Here is a 19,092-nt window from a genome sequence, read left to right as displayed (position 1 = left end):
TCCCCATCCCCAAGTCGTGCGGCAACGCCCAAGGGTTTAAGACCCCCACCACTTTTTGGTGGACTTGAATCAGGTGGGGTCTGAATCCCCATCTGATTTCCTCCCCTTGTCCCCTTGTCCCCTTGTCTCTTTCTTCAATTGGAAGTCCCTTACAGGCTAGACATTACATCTCGTGCAACTGCTAAAGTCTGCTCAATATCTTCTTCAGTGTGAGCAAAAGACGTAAATCCAGCTTCAAATTGAGAGGGTGCTAAGTAAACACCACGCTCTAACATACCCCGATGGAAGCGTCCGAATTTGGCTGTATCAGATTTTTTGGCATCTTCGTAGTTATGAACTGGGCCAGAGGTAAAGAATAAGCCAAACATGGCGCTGATTTGACCACCGCATACCCCATGACCAGTTTCTTTGCCAATTTGCAGCAAACCATCTGCTAGCTTCTTAGTAATCCGGTCAAGATACTCGTAAGTACCTGGCTTTTGCAGTAATTCTAAAGTCTTAATACCAGCAGTCATCGCCAAAGGATTACCAGAAAGAGTCCCAGCTTGATATACGGGGCCGGCGGGGGCAACCATTGACATAATATCTCGGCGACCGCCATAAGCTCCTACTGGCAAACCACCACCAATAACTTTACCCAAGGTTGTTAAGTCGGGAGTAACACCAAATTTTTCCTGAGCGCCACCGTAAGCAATACGGAAGCCTGTCATCACTTCGTCAAATACCAATAACGCTCCATGTTCGTGAGTCAGTTCCCGTAATCCTTCTAAGAAGCCAGCGTCAGGCGCGATAAATCCAGCATTGCCGACAACTGGCTCAAGAATTACACCAGCAATCTCGTCGCGGTTTTCTTCAAACAAGGCTTTGACAGATTCTAAGTCGTTAAAAGGCGCGGTTAGAGTGGTGCTAGTTGCCGCTTTCGGAACTCCCGGTGAGTCTGGCAAGCCAAGTGTGGCGACACCAGAACCCGCCTTCACTAGAAAGGTATCGGCGTGTCCGTGATAGCAGCCTTCAAACTTGATGATTTTGTCTCGTTTTGTAAAAGCCCGCATCAGTCGCAAAACTCCCATGCAAGCTTCAGTTCCAGAGTTGACAAATCTGACCATTTCGATGCTAGGAACGGCATCAATGACCATTTCTGCCAAAACATTTTCTAGGACTGAGGGAGCGCCGAAACTCGTGCCTTTTTCTAAAGCTTCATGCAAGGCTGCAATTACTTCTGGATGAGCATGACCGCAAATAGCTGGCCCCCAAGTGCTTACATAGTCTATATATTGGTTGCCATCTACATCCCAAATATATGCGCCTTTAACACGCTCAAAAACGATGGGTTGTCCGCCTACAGATTTAAAGGCACGAACTGGAGAACTGACTCCTCCAGGCATGAGGTTTTGAGCAGCAGCGAAGATTTCTTGTGATTTTGTTGTTTTAATTGTGGTGTTTACCAAGGTTCTCTCCTAACAGTGGGCAATAAAAAGCTCTATCTCAGGATAGTGTCAAAAACTACTTAGAATTTCTATCCTATGTAAATAGCTGAACCAAAAAATAATAATATGTTATACAACTCGAATAAAGACTTACCTCTAGATATTCAAACTCGATTATCTGAAGCATACCAGGATCTTTACCGAGCAGCTTTTAATTCGGCTATCCATTGGTATGGTGAAGCCTCAAAAGCTCATAAAGTCGCTTTGAGTGCTGTAAAGATGCAGTCTGCTATGGAACGGAATGTTCTTGTTTAGAGCTAGATAAAATAGTTCAATTCAAAAAAACATGCCAGTTGCCCTATTGAGAATGGTATCGTAAATCCATGAATTATTCTCATTAGAGCAAACTAGCTGGTATGTCTTCTAACGATTCGCACTCACTGCATTACGCTATCCCTGTTGAGGAAATTCGCTACGATGAACGGGGTCTAGTGCCTGCAATTGTCCAAGATTATTTGGATGGTACTGTCCTGATGATGGCGTGGATGAATCAGGAGTCGTTACAAAAAACTTTAGAAACTGAAGAAACTTGGTTTTGGAGCCGTTCCCGGCAAGAATTGTGGCATAAGGGGGCGACTTCTGGACATATTCAAAAAGTGCAAAGTATCCGTTATGACTGCGATAGTGATGCGCTGCTCATCGGGGTAGAGCAATTAGGAGATGTTGCTTGTCATACTGGAGAACGTAGTTGCTTTCACCAAATAGAAGGAAAAATTGCCCCGCCACCAGGGGATACATTGTCACAATTGTTTCAAATAATATGCGATCGCCGCGATAATCCTACTGAAAGTTCTTATACCTGTAAACTATTCGCAGGTGGCGATAACAAAATTTTGAAAAAGATCGGTGAGGAAACCGCCGAGGTAGTAATGGCTTTTAAAGATGATGAAGCAGATGCGATCGCAGGTGAAGTGGCTGATTTGCTATATCATACTTTGGTTGCCTTAGCTCACCATCAAGTTGATTTAAAATCTGTATATCGTAAGCTCCAAGAACGTCGCCAGTAAAGAATATAGGCAAATGACAGTAAAATTAGCGGGTACGGGAACTAAATAAAAAACTTTGTTCCCTAACTTCGCCAGTTTCTAGAATTAAACAAACGTGCCCTTTGTTATTGGCTATGACAGGTTAACTTAACCGTGTACCTAAAGGTTGAACCTCTCTGGCTAAACCAATATGTGCCAACGACAATGAGATATTGTTAAATTTGATTCCAGCCAAAGCCCACTGAAGTTCAAGTGTCCCAACCCAGAAACGTGCCCGGTCGATGACATCCGGTAACATGGGATAGCCGCTTTCCATACGCCGCACAATACTTTCTCCGTAATTACCAAGTTGCACGGCAATATCACAAGCTGGATCGCCTAAACCAGCCGTGCCAAAATCAATCAGACCACTGATCCTCTCTGAGATCGGGTCAAACAGAATGTGATACACTGGCTTGTCGCCGTCGATCAGTACGGGTGTGTAGTTAAGGTCAAGTTCACCTGTAATTACGGGTGCAAAGAGTTCGTGTATCCAAGTTTGCTGATGACGCCACAGGTGAGGAAAGAGAATTTCTTGAACTTGCTCATACAACTGCAACCAATCTTCACGAGAACGTTCTGCACCAGAGGAAGACACCCCAGCATTAACTAAAACTTCATTTGGGATGCTGTGCAATTGTTGATGAAATCTGGCTAGTTGGGAGATTATACCCGCTTGTGATGCTTCACTCAGCTTCAGCAAGGTGTTACGAGATAGCGGTTCACCTTTAATAAATCTGTAGCTTGTAAAGCCTTGTTCCAAGTGTTCAAAGTGTGGAACTCGCAATTCAACATACTTTTGCACCACTTCCAACACCTTAGCTTCATGGGAAAGTACCTGTTTTCCCCAGTCATCTTTGGCAAAGCGACATACAAGCTCATGATTAACAATTACCACATCGTTAACCATTCCATCTTGATTAAAGTCAAGATGATCAACAGAGATATTGGGATAGACAGCACAAATTTTTTCGAGATACAAGGAAGGAATATTCATAGTAGATTATGACGCCATCACAACAAACAAAAAATCAAAATTTATCGGACTTTTAGACCGATCGCAGCGATTTAAATGATTTGTCAGTTTGTTGTATCAACGTACCACTATGATTTAACTCCTTATAAAATCGCTAAACATCAGCATAATACCATTTTGGTGATTAATCAACCAAAATTCGACTGAGGTATTGTAAAATTGCCACAGCGATCGCCACACTCAAGATGAAGCATAACCAGTAACTATTGGTAATAATTTGTGGTTGATCTAATGCCCATCCACCCAAGGGATGACCAATAAAAGAGCCAACAGCCCAGCACAAAGCGTTGATGGAAAAATAAACGCCGCGTTGATTTTCCGGGGCTAACTCCGTCACTAAAGAGGCAGCAGATGGGGTATAAGAGACAATCGCCACAGCAAATACTCCCAATGCCAATATTGCCCAAACTAGATGATGAGATGGGGCAGTGCCGCTTACCCAAATTAGGCCAAAGCCAATTGCCCAGAAAATAGCGGAAACAGTAAGCGCGAGTGTATGAGAACAGCGTTTTAAGATGCTAGTTACAGGCAACTGACAGATGATGGCGAACACCAGATGCCAAGCAAATAGAACGCTAATCGTAGTTTGAGCAAATCCTTCAGTAGTACTTTTTATGACAAAGTTTTTGAAGAAAAGCGGCAGGGTGCTGTGGATTTGAGAAATATAGATTGTGAAGAATATATTAACTGCTATGTAGACCAAGAAACGGCGATCGCTTAATACTGCCATCCAAGAAGCCAAAAGTTCCGTCTTTTCAGATTCCTCTATCTGCTGCTGTTCAGTTTCATTAATTCCTACATAGACAACCCCAAAAAACACCAAAAAAGAGATGGCATCAATTACAAATAGCCATCGATAACTCCCAATGATCGCAATAAAAAACCCAGCCAGCATAATTCCGATCGCTAACCCAAGATTATCAGCTAGTCGAGCGATCGCAAAAGTTTCGCGGCGATTGTCAATCTGGCTAGCGTCAGCAACAACAGATTCAGCAGCAGGCCAATAGAAACCTATCCCTAAACCGCTAATCAAGCTACCGATTACCAAAATCGTAAAATTATTGGTTGTAGCTAAAACCAGAGAACCAATCGCGGAAATCGCCGTGGCTAGCAACAAAGTGCGGCGGCGTCCCCAGTGTTCAGAATCAGCTAAAGAACCACCTACAATCCGCCCTACAACGCCGGAAATCGAAGCACTACCCAAGGCTACCCCAACACTGGTTGCAGATAAACCAACTTGATTGACAAAAAAGATCGGGGCGTAAAACAGGGTACAGCCAGTACCAACTTCCGACAGAAATCTACCAATTGCAAAAATCCATACCTGGGGATGTATCGAGGACAGCCACGATGATAACTGCGATTGAGAAGCTAATTTCATGAGTTTAAATGTCATGGTTCCGTGACATTTTTGTAATTCTTATCATAGGCTGCTATTTTCCTCACTCATTCCACAGGGTTTCCACAGGGATTTTAACAGTTTTCCACAGGTTCTCTACGAGCTAATGAGCTTCTTACTCTCCTGTTGGGGATTTTTGATAAACAGTGGCAACGAACTTAAAGGACTGAGTTCTTATAAAGTTACGTAACGAAAAACAGCCTCTAATGCTGATTATTTCGTTCGTATTTATTTTTTATACACTCGTTTTTAACATTTCGCAGCATTGACAAACCCACCCCCTCTTGGCGCACAATGATTCGGCTTGCTTTTGTAATCCGTTCAACCGTTAGCATCAAATGTGTAAAATATATTACTACTAGATGTAAGCGTAGATTGGCGGGCTGGCAAAAGAGCGTGTGAAGTAGCTCTAGGCCGCTTCAGCGCAAGCAACTTGTCCCTTTTGATTATCCTCATAGGAGGAAAATCTCATGAAATCAACGGTTAGCATCTTTACAGAAATTCCTGAAACACTTCACGAATCCTTAAAAAACTACTTAGAAACCCATCCTGATTGGGATGAAAACAGAGTATTGACGGCGGCGCTATCATTGTTTTTACTCCAAAATGGAGATAGCGATCGCCGTGCTGCTCGAGTCTATCTGGAAACTTTGTTCCATCACTCCACAGTAAAAATGCCCTGTACCGACTCACCCGCAACAGCTAATTTAGTAGACACCCCATAAGTACTGGTATGAAGCCCTAATACGGGCACGGCAAACCGTGCCCAATTAATAGGATTTTGATCCAAAGCGATCGCTCATATCGGGGTAATATTACAACAAAAAAGATCAGTAGATTCTGATCATTAACGAGGTTCCAATAGTTTCTCTTGTTGCCAAAACTAGTTGGTAATAGTGCAAAATTTAGAATTGAGACAATAATTGAATATGTTAACTAACCGTTAGTACTTGTTATATAACGGTTTTATTTTGAAGCATTTAATTTCTCTATCTCACACATTCCAAATTGCCATCGGTATTTTGACTTCTTTAATAATTTCCTGATCGGGTTGAAAAGTGTATCTTCAGCAAGATATTCTCAACTTGCCCTTGTGTTTGAATTGCCACATAGCTATATGTGAAGTAATAGTTGAAAGACTTGGAGAATAGATGGCAGGAACTACGTCAAATTCAGAAATGCTATATCGAGTTCTCGGCAGTACAGGAGAAAAAGTTTCCGCCATTGGATTGGGTGGTTGGCACATTGCCTTGAAGCACGTTGATGAGCAATTGGCGATCCGAATTGTTAGAACAGCCATTGATCGTGGCATTACCTTTATGGATAACAGTTGGGATTACAACGGTGGAGTCAGCGAGATTCGCATGGGAAAGGCGCTGCGCGATCACTATCGAGATAAAGTATTCTTGATGACCAAAATCGATGGTCGTTCTAAAAAAGCAGCAGCAAAACAGCTAGACGAATCACTCCAACGCCTGCAAGTTGATTGCATCGATCTCGTTCAGCACCACGAAATCCTTCGGCACGAAGACCCACATCGAGTTTTCGACGAAGAAGGAGCGAATGCTGCCTTGATTGAGGCACGAGAAGCTGGCAAACTCCGATATATTGGTTTTACTGGGCACAAAGACCCCTATGTTCATCTGCACATGCTCGAAGTTGCAGCCACTAACGGGTTTAAATTTGATACAGCGCAGATGCCGCTCAATGTGATGGATGCCCACTACCGGAGCTTTGAAAAACTGGTTGTGCCACAACTGGTTAAACAAAACATCGGCGTTCTGGGAATGAAAAGCTTGGCAAACGGTATTATTTTAAGGTCAAATACTGTAACGCCAATTGAATGTTTACACTATGCTTTGAATCTGCCCACATCGGTTGTGATTACCGGAATTGATAACATGGAGATTCTAGAGCAAACTTTTGAAGCAGTGCGGACGTTCCAGCCGATGAACGACGAGCAGGTGCGATCGCTTTTAGCAAAAACAGCAGAAGCGGCATCACGAGGCAAGTTTGAGCCTTTCAAAACCTCATCAATTTTCGATAGCACTGCCCAAAATCCAGATTGGCTAGGAGAGGAGCCACAGCGCCTTCAGCAATTAATGTCAGCCTAATAGTTTTTTAGTGTTGTCCGTGCAGGAAGTTCACAGGATGATATAACACTAATTGCATCGCCACATTATTTAAAGTAATCTCCTGCAATGGCATTGTTGCGGCTGACAATGCCATTGCATCAGCCTGCAACATTAACTCACGGACAATATCGGTTAGATAGTGATCTAGCTCAAGCAGTTAGACTTAAGAAAAAATCAGAAAGCAAGCGTCCCTACTTGTAAATTGTTTAATTCGATCCTTAATTACCAGCAAAAAAATCTTTACTCAAAATTCAATCTATCAAAATAGTGAATTAATTTCATAACTAATGACGCAAGAACTTCTATCTAGGGAGCGATATGGCAAATAAACTAAATGAAGTAGAAATAGTATACTAAGTCACATGAGATTGTCTTCTATGAAATTGAATTATGTTACAAAACAGCTTTCTACGGTAAAACGCTGGATGGCTACAACACTGTTTTGTATGTTAGCGATCGCTTTCGTTTGGCAAGGTGCATTTTTATCGAACACTTCAGCAATGGCTGCTCCTACTGCAACCTTGATCGCATCATCAGACGCAGGCGATAAAGTTCAAGAAAAAACCAGTAAAGATGCTGGACGAGCCAAAAATTTCATCGACGATACGGCAGATAAAGTTAAAGAAGCTGCAAAGAGCAATGCTAGTAAAGTTGATGAATCAACAGACAATGGTAGTTTTATTGAGCGCAAAGCAAAGAAAGATGCGGCTACAATTCAGAAAAGAGCAAACGAAGATGCCGCTCGGACTAAAGAAGCAGTAGACAACACAAAGAATGTTGTTGAACGCACCGTTGATAATATCAAGGATGCTTTTGGTAAATAGTAATCCTATTTGATTTCCTTCAAATCGAAAGCTTTAGATTCCCGACTTCTGAGAAAAGTTGGGAATCTTGCTGTTTACAAATAATTTAAGAAAGTCTAAATTTATAAACTTTGTGATGTGATTCTAATTTGCATGTTATTTACTAGTTATCTCAGAAATAAGAAAAAATTTTATAATTATTAATTTAGAAAGATTATTTTACTAAAAAAATACTGACTTTAGATAAAGTGAGCGATCCAGCTAAGAAATCTCCGCAAACTGCTGCTGGCTCACATGCTTTTTATACGAGTTAGCAAATATCTTTAAGTAGCATCACTTATTGACAAATGTGCTTTGACTTTAACTTATTTCAACCTTGTTTGACCGAATTGTTAATGGTTAACAAATTTTTCACTATTATCCATTACGAAGTTATACTTTCCGCTACAACTTAGTAACAATGTAAGAGTCTGATAATGTGAACAACCCGGCCGTGGGAAAATCAAAATACCGAAAACCTGAAGTTAGAGAGGAAAACCCTATAATATGCATCTGAGCGAAATCACCCATCCTAATCAGTTGCACGGTTTATCTGTTCGCCAACTGCAACAGATTGCCCGTCAGATTCGAGATAAGCATCTCCAAACCGTAGCAGTTAATGGTGGGCACTTAGGGCCAGGGTTGGGTGTTGTAGAATTAACACTAGGACTTTACCAGACGCTGGACTTAGATCGGGATAAAGTGATTTGGGATGTAGGACACCAGGCTTATCCCCACAAACTGCTTACAGGACGATACGATCGCTTCCACACCCTCAGACAAAAAGATGGAGTTGCAGGTTATCTCAAACTCTGTGAAAACAAGTTTGACCACTTTGGGGCTGGACATGCTTCTACAAGTATTTCAGCAGCATTGGGCATGGCTTTAGCACGAGACTTAAAAGGAGAAAAATTTAAAGCCGTTGCTGTGATTGGGGATGGGGCGCTGACTGGGGGTATGGCTTTAGAAGCCATCAACCATGCCGGACACTTGCCAAAAACTAACCTGTTGGTTGTTCTCAACGACAACGACATGTCTATATCTCGCAACGTTGGCGCGATTCCCCGCTATCTGAACAAAATGCGCCTCAGCCAGCCGGTGCAATTTATTAAAGATAATCTTGAAGAACAATTTAAGCAAATTCCCTTCGTGGGTGAATCCTTGTCTCCCGAACTCGGACGCATCAAAGAAGGTATGAAACGCTTGGCTGTTCCCAAGGTAGGTGCAGTTTTTGAAGAACTCGGTTTTACCTACATTGGGCCAGTCGATGGGCATAATCTCGAAGAATTGATTGCTACCTTCCAACAAGCACATCAAATACCAGGCCCAGTTTTGGTACATGTAGCAACAGTCAAAGGCAAAGGTTATGAAATTGCCGAACTAGATCAAGTTGGCTACCACGCCCAAAGCCCCTTCAACGTAGCAACTGGCAAAGCCATTCCTTCCAGTAAACCTAAACCCCCGGCTTATGCCAAAGTCTTTTCTCACACTCTGGTGAAACTTGCCGAACAAAACCCCAAAATCGTTGGGATTACTGCGGCAATGGCAACGGGGACAGGCTTAGATAAACTTCAAGCAAAACTGCCCAATCAATATATTGATGTCGGCATTGCTGAACAACACGCAATCACCCTAGCAGCAGGACTTGCAACTCAAGGGATGCGCCCCGTAGCCGCTATTTATTCTACCTTTCTGCAACGCGCTTATGACCAGATAATTCACGATGTCTGCATCCAAAACCTGCCAGTATTCTTCTGTTTGGATAGGGCAGGAATTGTCGGATCTGATGGCCCCACCCACCAAGGTATGTATGACATCGCTTATCTGCGTTGCATTCCCAACATAGCAATAATGGCACCCAAGGACGAAGCAGAATTGCAACGCATGGTAGTAACTGGCGTTAACCATACCAGTGGGCCGATCGCAATGCGTTATCCTCGTGGCAATGGCTACGGTGTCCCCCTGATGGAAGAAGGTTGGGAACCTTTGGAAATCGGCAAAGGCGAAATTCTGCGTACAGGCGATGACGTGTTAATCATCGCTTATGGCACAATGGTCTATCCAGGAATGCAAGCTGCGGAAATTCTCAGCGAACATGGCATTGAAGCAACTGTAATTAATGCCCGTTTCGTTAAGCCTTTGGATACCGAGTTGATTTTACCCTTAGCTAAGAAAATCGGCCGTGTTGTCACCTTAGAAGAAGGCTGTGTGATGGGTGGCTTTGGTAGTGCGATCGCTGAAGCCTTAATGGATGCAGAGATTCTAGTTCCTGTCAAGCGATTCGGTGTTCCAGATGTGTTAGTAGATCATGCTGAACCCAATGAATCTAAAACAGAACTAGGTTTAACTAGCGATCAAATAGCAGAGAGAGTGTTGCAAGCTTTCTTTAAACAACAAGTATCTGCTGTTGTTTAGTTAATCCTTTGTAAAATGAATCGCCCACACTTGTGACTCAGGTGTGGGCGATTTGCTGATGAAAACGCTACTGCTGCAATTGTGCGATCGCTGAAGATTTGCAAACCTGTCATTTTACTCTACTGAAAATCAGACAGTTGGTTCCTGATATTTGACTCCTCGTTTTTGATGACGGTCATTAGCAACGATAGGATAAACAATGCTGCGTAACCGATTGATCGCACCGACAGGACGATGCACTGCTAGACCATTCCCAGGAGAAAAACTGAGATTTTCCCCAAAGTCATTATCTTTAGCAGAATTAACCTGCTGATGCTTAACTGTTAGGCGACCAACTGTAATGAAGGGTGATTCCTTTTCATTCCAAACAATAGTGGTATCATCAATAGACATTTCTGGGCTAGTTTGAAATTGAATTTGAAAGTCCCAACAATATTCAGCATCAGGCTTTGCTAAAGCTTGAATGATATCATCTCGGTAGTAGTTGTCCTCTGAACCTGAGGCTTTGGCACGCTGAAGCTCACTTTCTGGTCTGGATTCGAGAGGAAGTTGTTGATGAGGTGGTTGACTGGAAACTGGAGTAAATGCATATTTAATTACAGCCGGATATTCCACAGGAACTCGACCTGGTTGAGATGGGTCAAAATCAGATTTGAGTCCTAAAGAAAACGCTGAAGCACTCCAATAGCGTTCTGTGAGCAAACTCTTGGGAAACCGTTTGAAACTAGTTTGTAAAAGAGTGGATTCATAGGGATGCAACTTTAGCCAAAAAAGCACCAACAGCTTAAAAACCGGAAACAGCCCTGCTCGATAAACCGCTACAAAAAAGCTGTGGAAGTCTTTGATGGTTCTAACAAAAAAGAATTCGGTATTGTGGACAATAATATCTTGGGTTTTTAACTCGTGACTTTGCGGTAGTCGTTCTCCTTCTACCCCTATTACCTTTACGGCCATGGAGCGCGTATCCCCTTCATAATCACTCTTTACTGAAAACGCTCCATTTGCAAATCGTAGCCAAACCGGATATTGTTTGGGTTTGGCAAATAAACCTTGTTTTAGGGAAATGGCTTGAAGTTGAGCTTCAGTTAATGAGGTGCGCTTGCTCAATTCCTGCTTAATTGCTGCTTCATCAAAGTCAAAAATTTCTAAAGTCCCTTGTACAGCAGCATTAGTTTTAGAGTGGGTATCTCTCTTTGCAGTTTTTTTCTTCTCACCTCCGTAAAGATTTGCCATGTTCTTTTTAACTAGCTCACTCATGAGATCGGAATATTTGGCTTCGTCTTTTTCTGGGTATTCGGTAAATAGGTTCATTTTTTTGAAAGTAGGATTAATTATTAAATTGAGTTTATTCCAAGCTATGTTCGCTCGCTTGTTTGCAGTTATTGTCCAGTCAGCTTCGAGTGACAGAGTGAGAAGAGTATTATTAAGAGCGATCGCTCCACCATACAAGACGCTACGCATAGCTTGCTTAATAGTAGGGGTAAAGCGATCGCACTAAAAGCCGATGTTTATTAAAGGTCAAAAGTAACTTTGTACTTTCTGCCTGATTGAGGAACGTTGCGATTAACTAAATCTGAGACTGTGTTGGTATTTTGAATTATGTCCCAACCCACAGGAGAAAAAGTCTGTTTATTGAAGATATTGGGTGATAGTAAAGGATTAGTTAGCGCTTGAGAAAAGGCATCAATGCCAATTAAGCGTGCTACTAGGGAAGGAATAGTTGAATTTTTCCGCCCATCCTCGGCGTAAAGTCCGACAAAGAACTCAATATTATCAACATGACCATATAATTCTTTGAGTTTCTCTTGAACAAATTCATCGCCGCTAATTTGCTCAAATCTCGTCACTCTGGGGAAACCACACAATTGGCGATAATCGTTGTAGCTTGCTAATTGCAGTTGCCGTCCTAGTTTAATCGCCGGTAACTCAGTTAACTCAACCAATATATCAGGCGTGTTGAATAAACCAATTTTTGTACCTGCTTGGGAACAAGTTTCTTCCATCAATGCCCCCAAACCTTGATCGATGAACATCTTATTGTTCCAGAGAGATGTAGCAATATGAGTTGGTTTGCCGTTATATTTAAAAGTTTCTGGAATCGCACTATGCCAGCGATAAACAAAGTCAAACTCAATTGCCATATAATTGGGACGATGCCAACTTTCTTTAGTAAAAGCTTCAGGATCGGCAAACAACTTAAAGTGATAAGGAGTTATGTGGTTAATGTACTCTTCCATAATGATTTTGAGAATAATCGCCATGAGAATATTTCTCGATGTTTGGAAGAGGCGTTCATCATCCCAATCTGGATAATTGCTTGCTAATTCATCACAAAGCCGATTATGCTCCCGGAAACATAGAGTATTGAGCATGACATAGCCAATTTGCACATTTGCTCGTTCTACTCCCATCGCAAACAGATATTGTTTTTTATCTACAGGCTGTCTTTTTTCATCATTGACAGGTTCATAAAGACCCTCAAATTGAGCGTCAACTTTACCCTGCGCTGGATCGGCATAATAAAACAAGGGATATTCTTCTTCTACACCATCTTGGCGCTTAAGCTTTTGAGATTTTAGTTTACCTCCTTTAAAGCTTCTTAAAAGGTGTGTTTGTTTTCTGGTTAAACCATAAACATTACACAAATCAATCTCATGGTTGGAAGTATTTTTTAATTTATTATAGTGATCAAGGCGGAGAAAACTATCAGTAAACCACTGCACCCAATAGGGGAACAGCATAGTTGATTTGGTAGAATAAATAGTTTTACCATCTCTTTTACGGAATAAGATAGCTAGGTCTTCAACTTTTGGTAAGTTGCCCTCAGCGTTTAACTTGGGATCAGGTGGTAGATGTCGTCCTGTATAAGTGCGATCGTTGAGTGATTCCCAGGAAGTATAAGCATCAGTTTTCTTAGGAATTTTAGTATCAGGAATATACTCATCTAGAGTCATCATACTGTAGGCATTAGGACGAGTCGGAATTTTGTAGATGAGACTATTGAGTAGAGTTTTGTTAACTTTACGTTTTATAGATTCGTTACTTTGTAAAAGTTTCCAAATCGGTTTAAAGTTTGTTAAAACTAATGTTTGAAGTTTGTTACCTAAGCCATCTTTAGATGTATCTCTTTTTCCGGTCATAAATTTATTCCTTATTTTTTGCAATTCTGTATTCAATGCACCCGAAATTTATCTGCTGCGATTACTCAAATTAATTTAACTTATTTCAGTTTGGAAATAATCTTTTGTAAATTTTTTGGTCGATAGTCTTTGCGACTTTTCAAACGGTAGATCGCACTTTCATGAAGGTCTTCAATGACATCGCTGACCTCACGAAACTTGATTCCTGCCAATTTAAAGAATCCAACATCGTTCTTAAAGTCACATTCATAATTAGGGTTGATGCCTGTAGGAATCATATTTGGATCTAAGTCAAGCCCTAATCCTAGTTCACCGATGGAATCAATCATCCACTGTAAGGCAGCATCTGATAACCCACTGTGTTCTTTTGTTCCACCGCCAACGCAACCGTGTACACCTGGAAACCACTTTTGAATTACGCGCTGGTTTTCAGCCTCAGGATGCTTTTTCATAGGAGTGACATCAAAGATTTCACGGATTTCGTCAATCGCTATCGCGTGCAATGCATTCTGAATACATTTGTTTAAAGTAGTGTCATGGAATCTGTAGCGCGTATTAAGCTGTTTGCTTAACCTACTAAAGGCTGGTATCCCAGGAATACCAAGGGCACCAACGGTATCAAAACAACCCATTAAGGTAATAGGGACGCGATCGCCGTAAGTTTGACGGTATTCTACTGCTGTCTTATCCTTGGGTTTAATACTCCGGTTCCGGTAAAGCTCATAAGCTTGATGTGCTTTGGTGACATGGGGACGGTCTAGAAGACCGGAGCAATAGATCATCCCCGCTAAACTTCTAACTGTGTAAGCACCACGACTGAAGCCGAACAGATAGATTTCATCACCAGGAACATAATTGAGACTAAGAAATCGGTAGCCATCTTCTATATTTCTATCGATTCCTATTCCGGTAGCTCCCCCTAAAACCTTTTGACTCTCGGTTCCAACGCCCTCGTCATAAAATATGATCTGTGTAACCCCATCAGTGGCGATCGGTTTCACCGATTGAGCTAGCTTAACCACATTGCTTGGGTAAGGACTTGTTAACTGTTGCCAAGTTCCATCACAGCAAATGACAAGACGTTTCATAGTTATATTTCAAAGCCTTTGAGTAATTAGTTCAATTTTTTATCAAAATGTAGGTTAGCTGTAAAGCCAGGCCAAAGGCATTTAATATATCAACACATATTTAGTTTGATAAATGCTTTAGCAAATATTGCTTTAAATTAACATCGACATCCTCGCACTTTCCTAATGATAATGCAAGGACATTTAAGACTGTTAAGCAGAAAATAAATTAATTTTTAAGTGGAAGAAGATTTATTAAGGCTTAAGGCGATCGCGGCGTTTATTGAAGAAAAATTCTGGCGATCGCGACATTACTAGTAAGTAGGAGGGAAAATTAATCGTTATGTAACGAAAAGTAAAATATAGCGATTGTAGTTAAGGTATTTCCAGAAATTAAATTATTCAATTTTGGAAGCGAAGATGATCGTTAGATTCTTCTTCCCCTGCACCCCCTGCTTCCCCTGTTCGCCAAAGCGATGGAATATTTTTTTAGTTGGAAGTCCTTAAATTGGACACGTTCTTTACTGTAGTCTCTTGTTTACTCTCTAGGTTGAACACCATCAGTTACAGCATAGAAATTTTGTAGATCATCGTCAAAAATTTTCCTGCAAGATCATCTTTTTTAAGGTGTTATCATGCCAATTCCATCGGATACCGTTCTGGAAGCAAGCTACATTTGCGAACAATATTGGAGTAAAAATAAGATATGATCGCAAAAATTTCTTTTATTAAATACTTAAGTAAAGCTAAGATGTTTCTGGCAAATCTGTTGCATCAGTTCAGTATTGAATGCCCATCTACTAACTACCTTTTTTTATGACACCTTCGACAAACCAGGTTTATCCCGTTATTTGGCACAATGATTCAGTGTCACTAATTGACCAAACTCGCTTACCCAACGAATATACATTTGTAGAAATTCACCGCAGTGAAGATATGGCGCGGGCGATTAAAACCATGATTGTGCGAGGTGCGCCTGCAATTGGCGTGGCTGCGGCGTATGGAATGTATCTTGGTGCAAGGGAAATTAAAACAAGCGATCGCCACGAATTTTTGCAACACTTAGATAAAGTAGCTCAGTTGTTGCGTTCTACTCGTCCAACGGCGGTAAATTTATTTTGGGCAATTAGCCGGATGCTGAAAGCCGCCTACGAAACGCTGGGAACAGTAGAAGACATCAAGCAAACTCTTTTCCAAACAGCCCAAGCAATTAATATTGAAGATTTACAAACCTGTCAAGCGATTGGTGATCATGGTTTGGCTGTTTTACCGTCTACCCCAGAAAAGCTGAGGCTGCTCACTCACTGTAACGCTGGGGCGTTAGCTACTGCTGGTTATGGCACAGCCTTGGGTGTGGTACGTTCTGCATGGAGGGAAGGACGTTTAGAATGTTTATTTGCCGATGAAACTCGTCCTCGTTTGCAGGGTGCAAAACTCACCACTTGGGAGTGTGTGCAAGAAGGTATTCCAGTTACATTAATTACTGATAATATGGCAGCCCATTGCATGAAACAGGGTTTAATTCATGCTGTAGTTGTAGGTGCCGATCGCATTGCTGCTAATGGCGACACTGCTAATAAAATTGGTACATATAGTGTTGCGATCGCAGCTAGAGCACATAATATCCCCTTCTTTGTGGCTGCACCTCTTTCTACCGTTGATTTTGAATTAGCCGATGGTAGCCAAATTCCGATAGAAGAACGCGAACCAACAGAAATTTATCAAGTTGGCGATACCATTCTCACACCTGAAGGTGTAGATTTTTACAACCCAGCATTTGATGTGACTCCGGCTGAGTTGATTACAGCCATCATTACAGAGAATGGAGCGATCGCACCTGATAAATTAGCGAAATCACAGTTAAAACAATTAGTGTAAGTTCGACGAACCTCACCCTGTCTTGAACAAAACTTCAAGTCTTTCCCTCTCCGATTCGGAGAGGGACAGATTTTGCGTAGTAAAACCAGGGAGAGGTCTTTTATTCGACTAATTAACCCTAATAGAATTAACCAAAATGCTGAATAATTGCCTCGGCAAATTCAGAACATTTTAAGGGTTCAACTGGCGGTTCTAGTAACCGGGCTAAATCGTAGGTGACTTGACTATTTGCGATCGCATCGCTTAAACCTTTCTTAATTAGGTCTGCGGCTTCTTGCCAACCCATAAATTCCAGCATCATTACACCAGACAAAATCACTGAACCTGGATTAATCCGATCCAATCCGGCGTGTTTGGGTGCAGTGCCGTGGGTAGCTTCAAATATGGCACTAGAATCACCAATATTTGCCCCTGGCCCCATTCCCAATCCACCAACAATGGCGGCGGCGGCATCAGACAAATAATCGCCGTTCAAGTTCATTGTCGCCAGAATCGAATACTCATCCGGTCTGGTTTGGATTTGTTGAAAAATACTGTCAGCAATCCGGTCATTCACCAAAACTTTCTCTTTCCATTTGCCCTCGCCGTGGGTTGCCCAAATTGTGTTAAGAACAGTTTCAACTTCCTTGACAATTTGCGCTTTCTTCTCTGGAGTGAGATTATCAAACCCAGGATCAATCTCGCGGGCGTTTTCTTCCAAGGAAATATTCGGATTTTTTTCCTTGTTACTCAAAATCCAAGATTCTCGTTCAGTGACAGTTTCTTGGCGAAATTCACTAGTTGCTAATTCATAACCCCAATCGCGGAAAGCGCCTTCGGTGTACTTCATGATGTTGCCCTTATGCACCAAAGTCACTTGTTGCTTGTTTTTGGGTAATAGCAAAGCATGTTTGATGGCACGTCTGACTAGACGCTGGGAGCCAGTTTTGCTGATGGGTTTGATGCCAATACCAGAATCAAGAGGAATGCGTTTTTTCCCATGTTCTGGGGTGGCGGGGATCAGTTCTTCATTAAGAATTTTAATTAAGCGATCGCCGATTTCGCTACCTTGTCGCCACTCAATGCCCAAATAAATATCTTCTGTATTCTCCCGATAAACAATTACATCCAGCTTTTCGGGATTTTTGTGGGGTGAGGGCGTACCTGCATAGTAACGGCAAGGACGCACGCAAGCATACAAGTCAAAAATTTGTCGCAGCGCTACATTTAAAGAACGAATTCCCCCCCCAATGGGAGTAGTCAAAGGCCCTTTAATAGCTACACCATATTCTTCAATTGCTGTTAGAGTCTCTTGAGGTAAATACTGATATGTTCCATATAAATCGCAGGCTTCATCCCCAGCGTAAACCTTGAACCAACTAATTTGACGCTGACCCTTATATGCTTTGGCTACCGCAGCATCTAGCACCTTTTGGGTAGCAGGCCAAATGTCTATACCTGTACCATCGCCACGAATAAAGGGGATAATTGGATTGTCCGGTACGATTGGTTCACCATTTTTGAAGGTGATTTTTGCTCCGGCTGAGGGGGGGGTAATCTTTTCGTACATCGTTAACACACTCCTAATCGATACGCTGCTATTCAAAAAAACCTTATGTGGCAGGCTTGTATATTTTGCTATGTCTTTTGTTCACCAAGCCATAAGGCGCAGATTTTCCCCCTATTCCCCTTGTACATTATTTGGGGATTAAGTGTGGGATTCAGTGAAGCGATCGCAATTTTGTACGATCAAAAATAGTAAACTACTTTTCGCTATCAGTGCTTCACCTTAGAGAATGCCCGATAGCTTACCGCTCTTTCACTGACCGCTAAAACGAGAATGGCATGACAGACCCAATGATTTTATCAGGCCCTGCTAATGACATCGACTCCCTCCGACAACCGTTAATCGCTGGGTCTGAAAAAGTCCAACAACAGATAATCCCACAATTAGCTGAGTTGGGTAATGAGGGATTAGAGGTGTTGATGGAATTTTTACAGAAACGACGTGATAACCCAGCGACTTGGATCGATGGCAAAGCTTACCAAGTCCTCTATAACTCTGATGCACCTCTTGCCAAAGAATTTCTGCGCTCCTCTTTTCCTGAGGGAATTGTACCTCTAAAATCAGAGTGCGGGATTAACTACAATTCTTTGCAACAGCTACTAGCTGTTCAAGACTTCCAAGCAGCTGATCGCGTCACCATCGAAAAAATGTGTGAACTATCAGGGCCAACGGCTGTACAACGAAAATGGTTGTACTTTACTGAGGTAGAAAAGACTTCGGCTGTTGACTTACAAACCATTAACAACCTCTGGTTAGTGCACTCCGAAGGTAAATTTGGTTTTTCAGTGCAGCGAGAAATCTGGTTAAGTTTGGGTAAAAACTGGGAGAATTTCTGGCCGAAAATTGGCTGGAAAGCAGGTAATACCTGGACACGATACCCTAACGGGTTTACCTGGGATTTAAGTGCGCCTAGAGGTCACTTACCCCTCTCTAATCAACTTCGGGGAGTAAGAGTCTTTGCTTCTTTACTTTCTCACCCAGCTTGGTCAAAGAATCCAGAAAAATGATTTTAAGCTACGTACAAAGGGTAACTTAATAATTCCATGAAGTTTGAGTAGCGCAAGAGAAGTAACGCCATCGGAGCGAAAAGCATATAAAGAAGGGTAAGCCAGAAATGGAAGA

Annotated in this window: 15 protein-coding genes and 1 pseudogene; 8 read left to right on the top strand and 8 right to left on the bottom strand. The window is 42.0% G+C overall.

The window, feature by feature from the left end; all coding sequences use genetic code 11:
* Positions 1–149: 149 nt before the first annotated feature.
* A complete protein-coding gene (gene hemL / locus VE944_RS02480; RefSeq protein ID WP_324971772.1) occupies positions 150–1,448 on the bottom strand; it encodes a glutamate-1-semialdehyde 2,1-aminomutase in 1,299 nt (432 codons plus the stop codon).
* A 105-nt stretch (positions 1,449–1,553) separates the two neighbouring features.
* Between hemL and VE944_RS02475 the strand changes: the two genes are divergently transcribed.
* Both VE944_RS02475 and hisIE read left to right on the top strand, forming a co-directional pair.
* A complete protein-coding gene (locus tag VE944_RS02475; RefSeq protein WP_100899632.1) occupies positions 1,554–1,742 on the top strand; it encodes a ChaB family protein in 189 nt (62 codons plus the stop codon).
* Positions 1,743–1,843: 101 nt separating this feature from the next.
* Positions 1,844–2,494: a bifunctional phosphoribosyl-AMP cyclohydrolase/phosphoribosyl-ATP diphosphatase HisIE gene (gene hisIE / locus VE944_RS02470; protein WP_324971760.1), complete on the top strand. Its 651-nt coding sequence runs from the start codon at positions 1,844–1,846 to the stop codon at positions 2,492–2,494.
* A 121-nt stretch (positions 2,495–2,615) separates the two neighbouring features.
* On the opposite strand, the gene VE944_RS02465 is transcribed toward hisIE, so the two are convergent.
* Positions 2,616–3,509: a phosphotransferase family protein gene (locus VE944_RS02465; RefSeq protein WP_324971757.1), complete on the bottom strand. Its 894-nt coding sequence runs from the start codon at positions 3,507–3,509 to the stop codon at positions 2,616–2,618.
* A gap of 163 nt (positions 3,510–3,672) precedes the next feature.
* Positions 3,673–4,944: an MDR family MFS transporter gene (locus VE944_RS02460; protein WP_324971754.1), complete on the bottom strand. Its 1,272-nt coding sequence runs from the start codon at positions 4,942–4,944 to the stop codon at positions 3,673–3,675.
* A gap of 473 nt (positions 4,945–5,417) precedes the next feature.
* Here VE944_RS02460 and VE944_RS02455 point away from each other — a divergent pair.
* Both VE944_RS02455 and VE944_RS02450 read left to right on the top strand, forming a co-directional pair.
* Positions 5,418–5,609 (top strand): annotated as a pseudogene (locus tag VE944_RS02455) (DUF2811 domain-containing protein); the annotation flags it as partial.
* 489 nt (positions 5,610–6,098) lie between these two features.
* A complete protein-coding gene (locus VE944_RS02450; protein ID WP_324971751.1) occupies positions 6,099–7,061 on the top strand; it encodes an aldo/keto reductase in 963 nt (320 codons plus the stop codon).
* Positions 7,062–7,068: 7 nt separating this feature from the next.
* Here VE944_RS02450 and VE944_RS02445 read toward each other — a convergent pair whose 3' ends face one another.
* Positions 7,069–7,194, bottom strand: a complete 126-nt coding sequence (locus VE944_RS02445; RefSeq protein ID WP_324971748.1) for a hypothetical protein — start codon at positions 7,192–7,194, stop codon at positions 7,069–7,071.
* Positions 7,195–7,459: 265 nt separating this feature from the next.
* Between VE944_RS02445 and VE944_RS02440 the strand changes: the two genes are divergently transcribed.
* Together VE944_RS02440 and dxs are read left to right on the top strand one after the other, a co-directional pair.
* The gene (locus VE944_RS02440; RefSeq protein ID WP_324971745.1) at positions 7,460–7,906 is read left to right on the top strand and encodes a hypothetical protein; all 447 of its coding nucleotides are present in this window, start codon (positions 7,460–7,462) and stop codon (positions 7,904–7,906) included.
* A 525-nt stretch (positions 7,907–8,431) separates the two neighbouring features.
* The gene (dxs, locus tag VE944_RS02435) at positions 8,432–10,339 is read left to right on the top strand and encodes a 1-deoxy-D-xylulose-5-phosphate synthase (RefSeq protein ID WP_324971742.1); all 1,908 of its coding nucleotides are present in this window, start codon (positions 8,432–8,434) and stop codon (positions 10,337–10,339) included.
* A 129-nt stretch (positions 10,340–10,468) separates the two neighbouring features.
* On the opposite strand, the gene VE944_RS02430 is transcribed toward dxs, so the two are convergent.
* From VE944_RS02430 to VE944_RS02420, 3 genes are all read right to left on the bottom strand, one after another.
* A complete protein-coding gene (locus VE944_RS02430; RefSeq protein WP_324971740.1) occupies positions 10,469–11,800 on the bottom strand; it encodes a catalase family protein in 1,332 nt (443 codons plus the stop codon).
* Between the two features lie 50 nt (positions 11,801–11,850).
* Positions 11,851–13,479: a peroxidase family protein gene (locus VE944_RS02425; RefSeq protein ID WP_324971738.1), complete on the bottom strand. Its 1,629-nt coding sequence runs from the start codon at positions 13,477–13,479 to the stop codon at positions 11,851–11,853.
* Between the two features lie 80 nt (positions 13,480–13,559).
* Positions 13,560–14,567 carry a DUF2235 domain-containing protein gene (locus tag VE944_RS02420; protein WP_324971735.1) on the bottom strand — a complete coding sequence of 336 codons (1,008 nt, stop codon included), beginning with the start codon at positions 14,565–14,567 and terminating at the stop codon, positions 13,560–13,562.
* A gap of 795 nt (positions 14,568–15,362) precedes the next feature.
* Between VE944_RS02420 and mtnA the strand changes: the two genes are divergently transcribed.
* Positions 15,363–16,424 carry an S-methyl-5-thioribose-1-phosphate isomerase gene (gene mtnA, locus VE944_RS02415; protein ID WP_324971731.1) on the top strand — a complete coding sequence of 354 codons (1,062 nt, stop codon included), beginning with the start codon at positions 15,363–15,365 and terminating at the stop codon, positions 16,422–16,424.
* A 127-nt stretch (positions 16,425–16,551) separates the two neighbouring features.
* Here the strand turns inward: mtnA and VE944_RS02410 are convergent, their stop codons facing one another.
* The gene (locus VE944_RS02410) at positions 16,552–17,973 is read right to left on the bottom strand and encodes an NADP-dependent isocitrate dehydrogenase (protein WP_324971726.1); all 1,422 of its coding nucleotides are present in this window, start codon (positions 17,971–17,973) and stop codon (positions 16,552–16,554) included.
* A 275-nt stretch (positions 17,974–18,248) separates the two neighbouring features.
* Between VE944_RS02410 and VE944_RS02405 the strand changes: the two genes are divergently transcribed.
* Complete coding sequence (locus tag VE944_RS02405) at positions 18,249–18,977, top strand: GUN4 domain-containing protein (RefSeq protein WP_324971722.1); 729 nt, start codon at positions 18,249–18,251, stop codon at positions 18,975–18,977.
* Positions 18,978–19,092: the final 115 nt, after the last annotated feature.

Origin of the sequence: Nostoc sp., from assembly GCF_035638895.1 — a bacterium.
Lineage (GTDB): Bacteria > Cyanobacteriota > Cyanobacteriia > Cyanobacteriales > Nostocaceae > Nostoc.
This window is presented reverse-complemented; position numbering and strand designations above follow the sequence as displayed.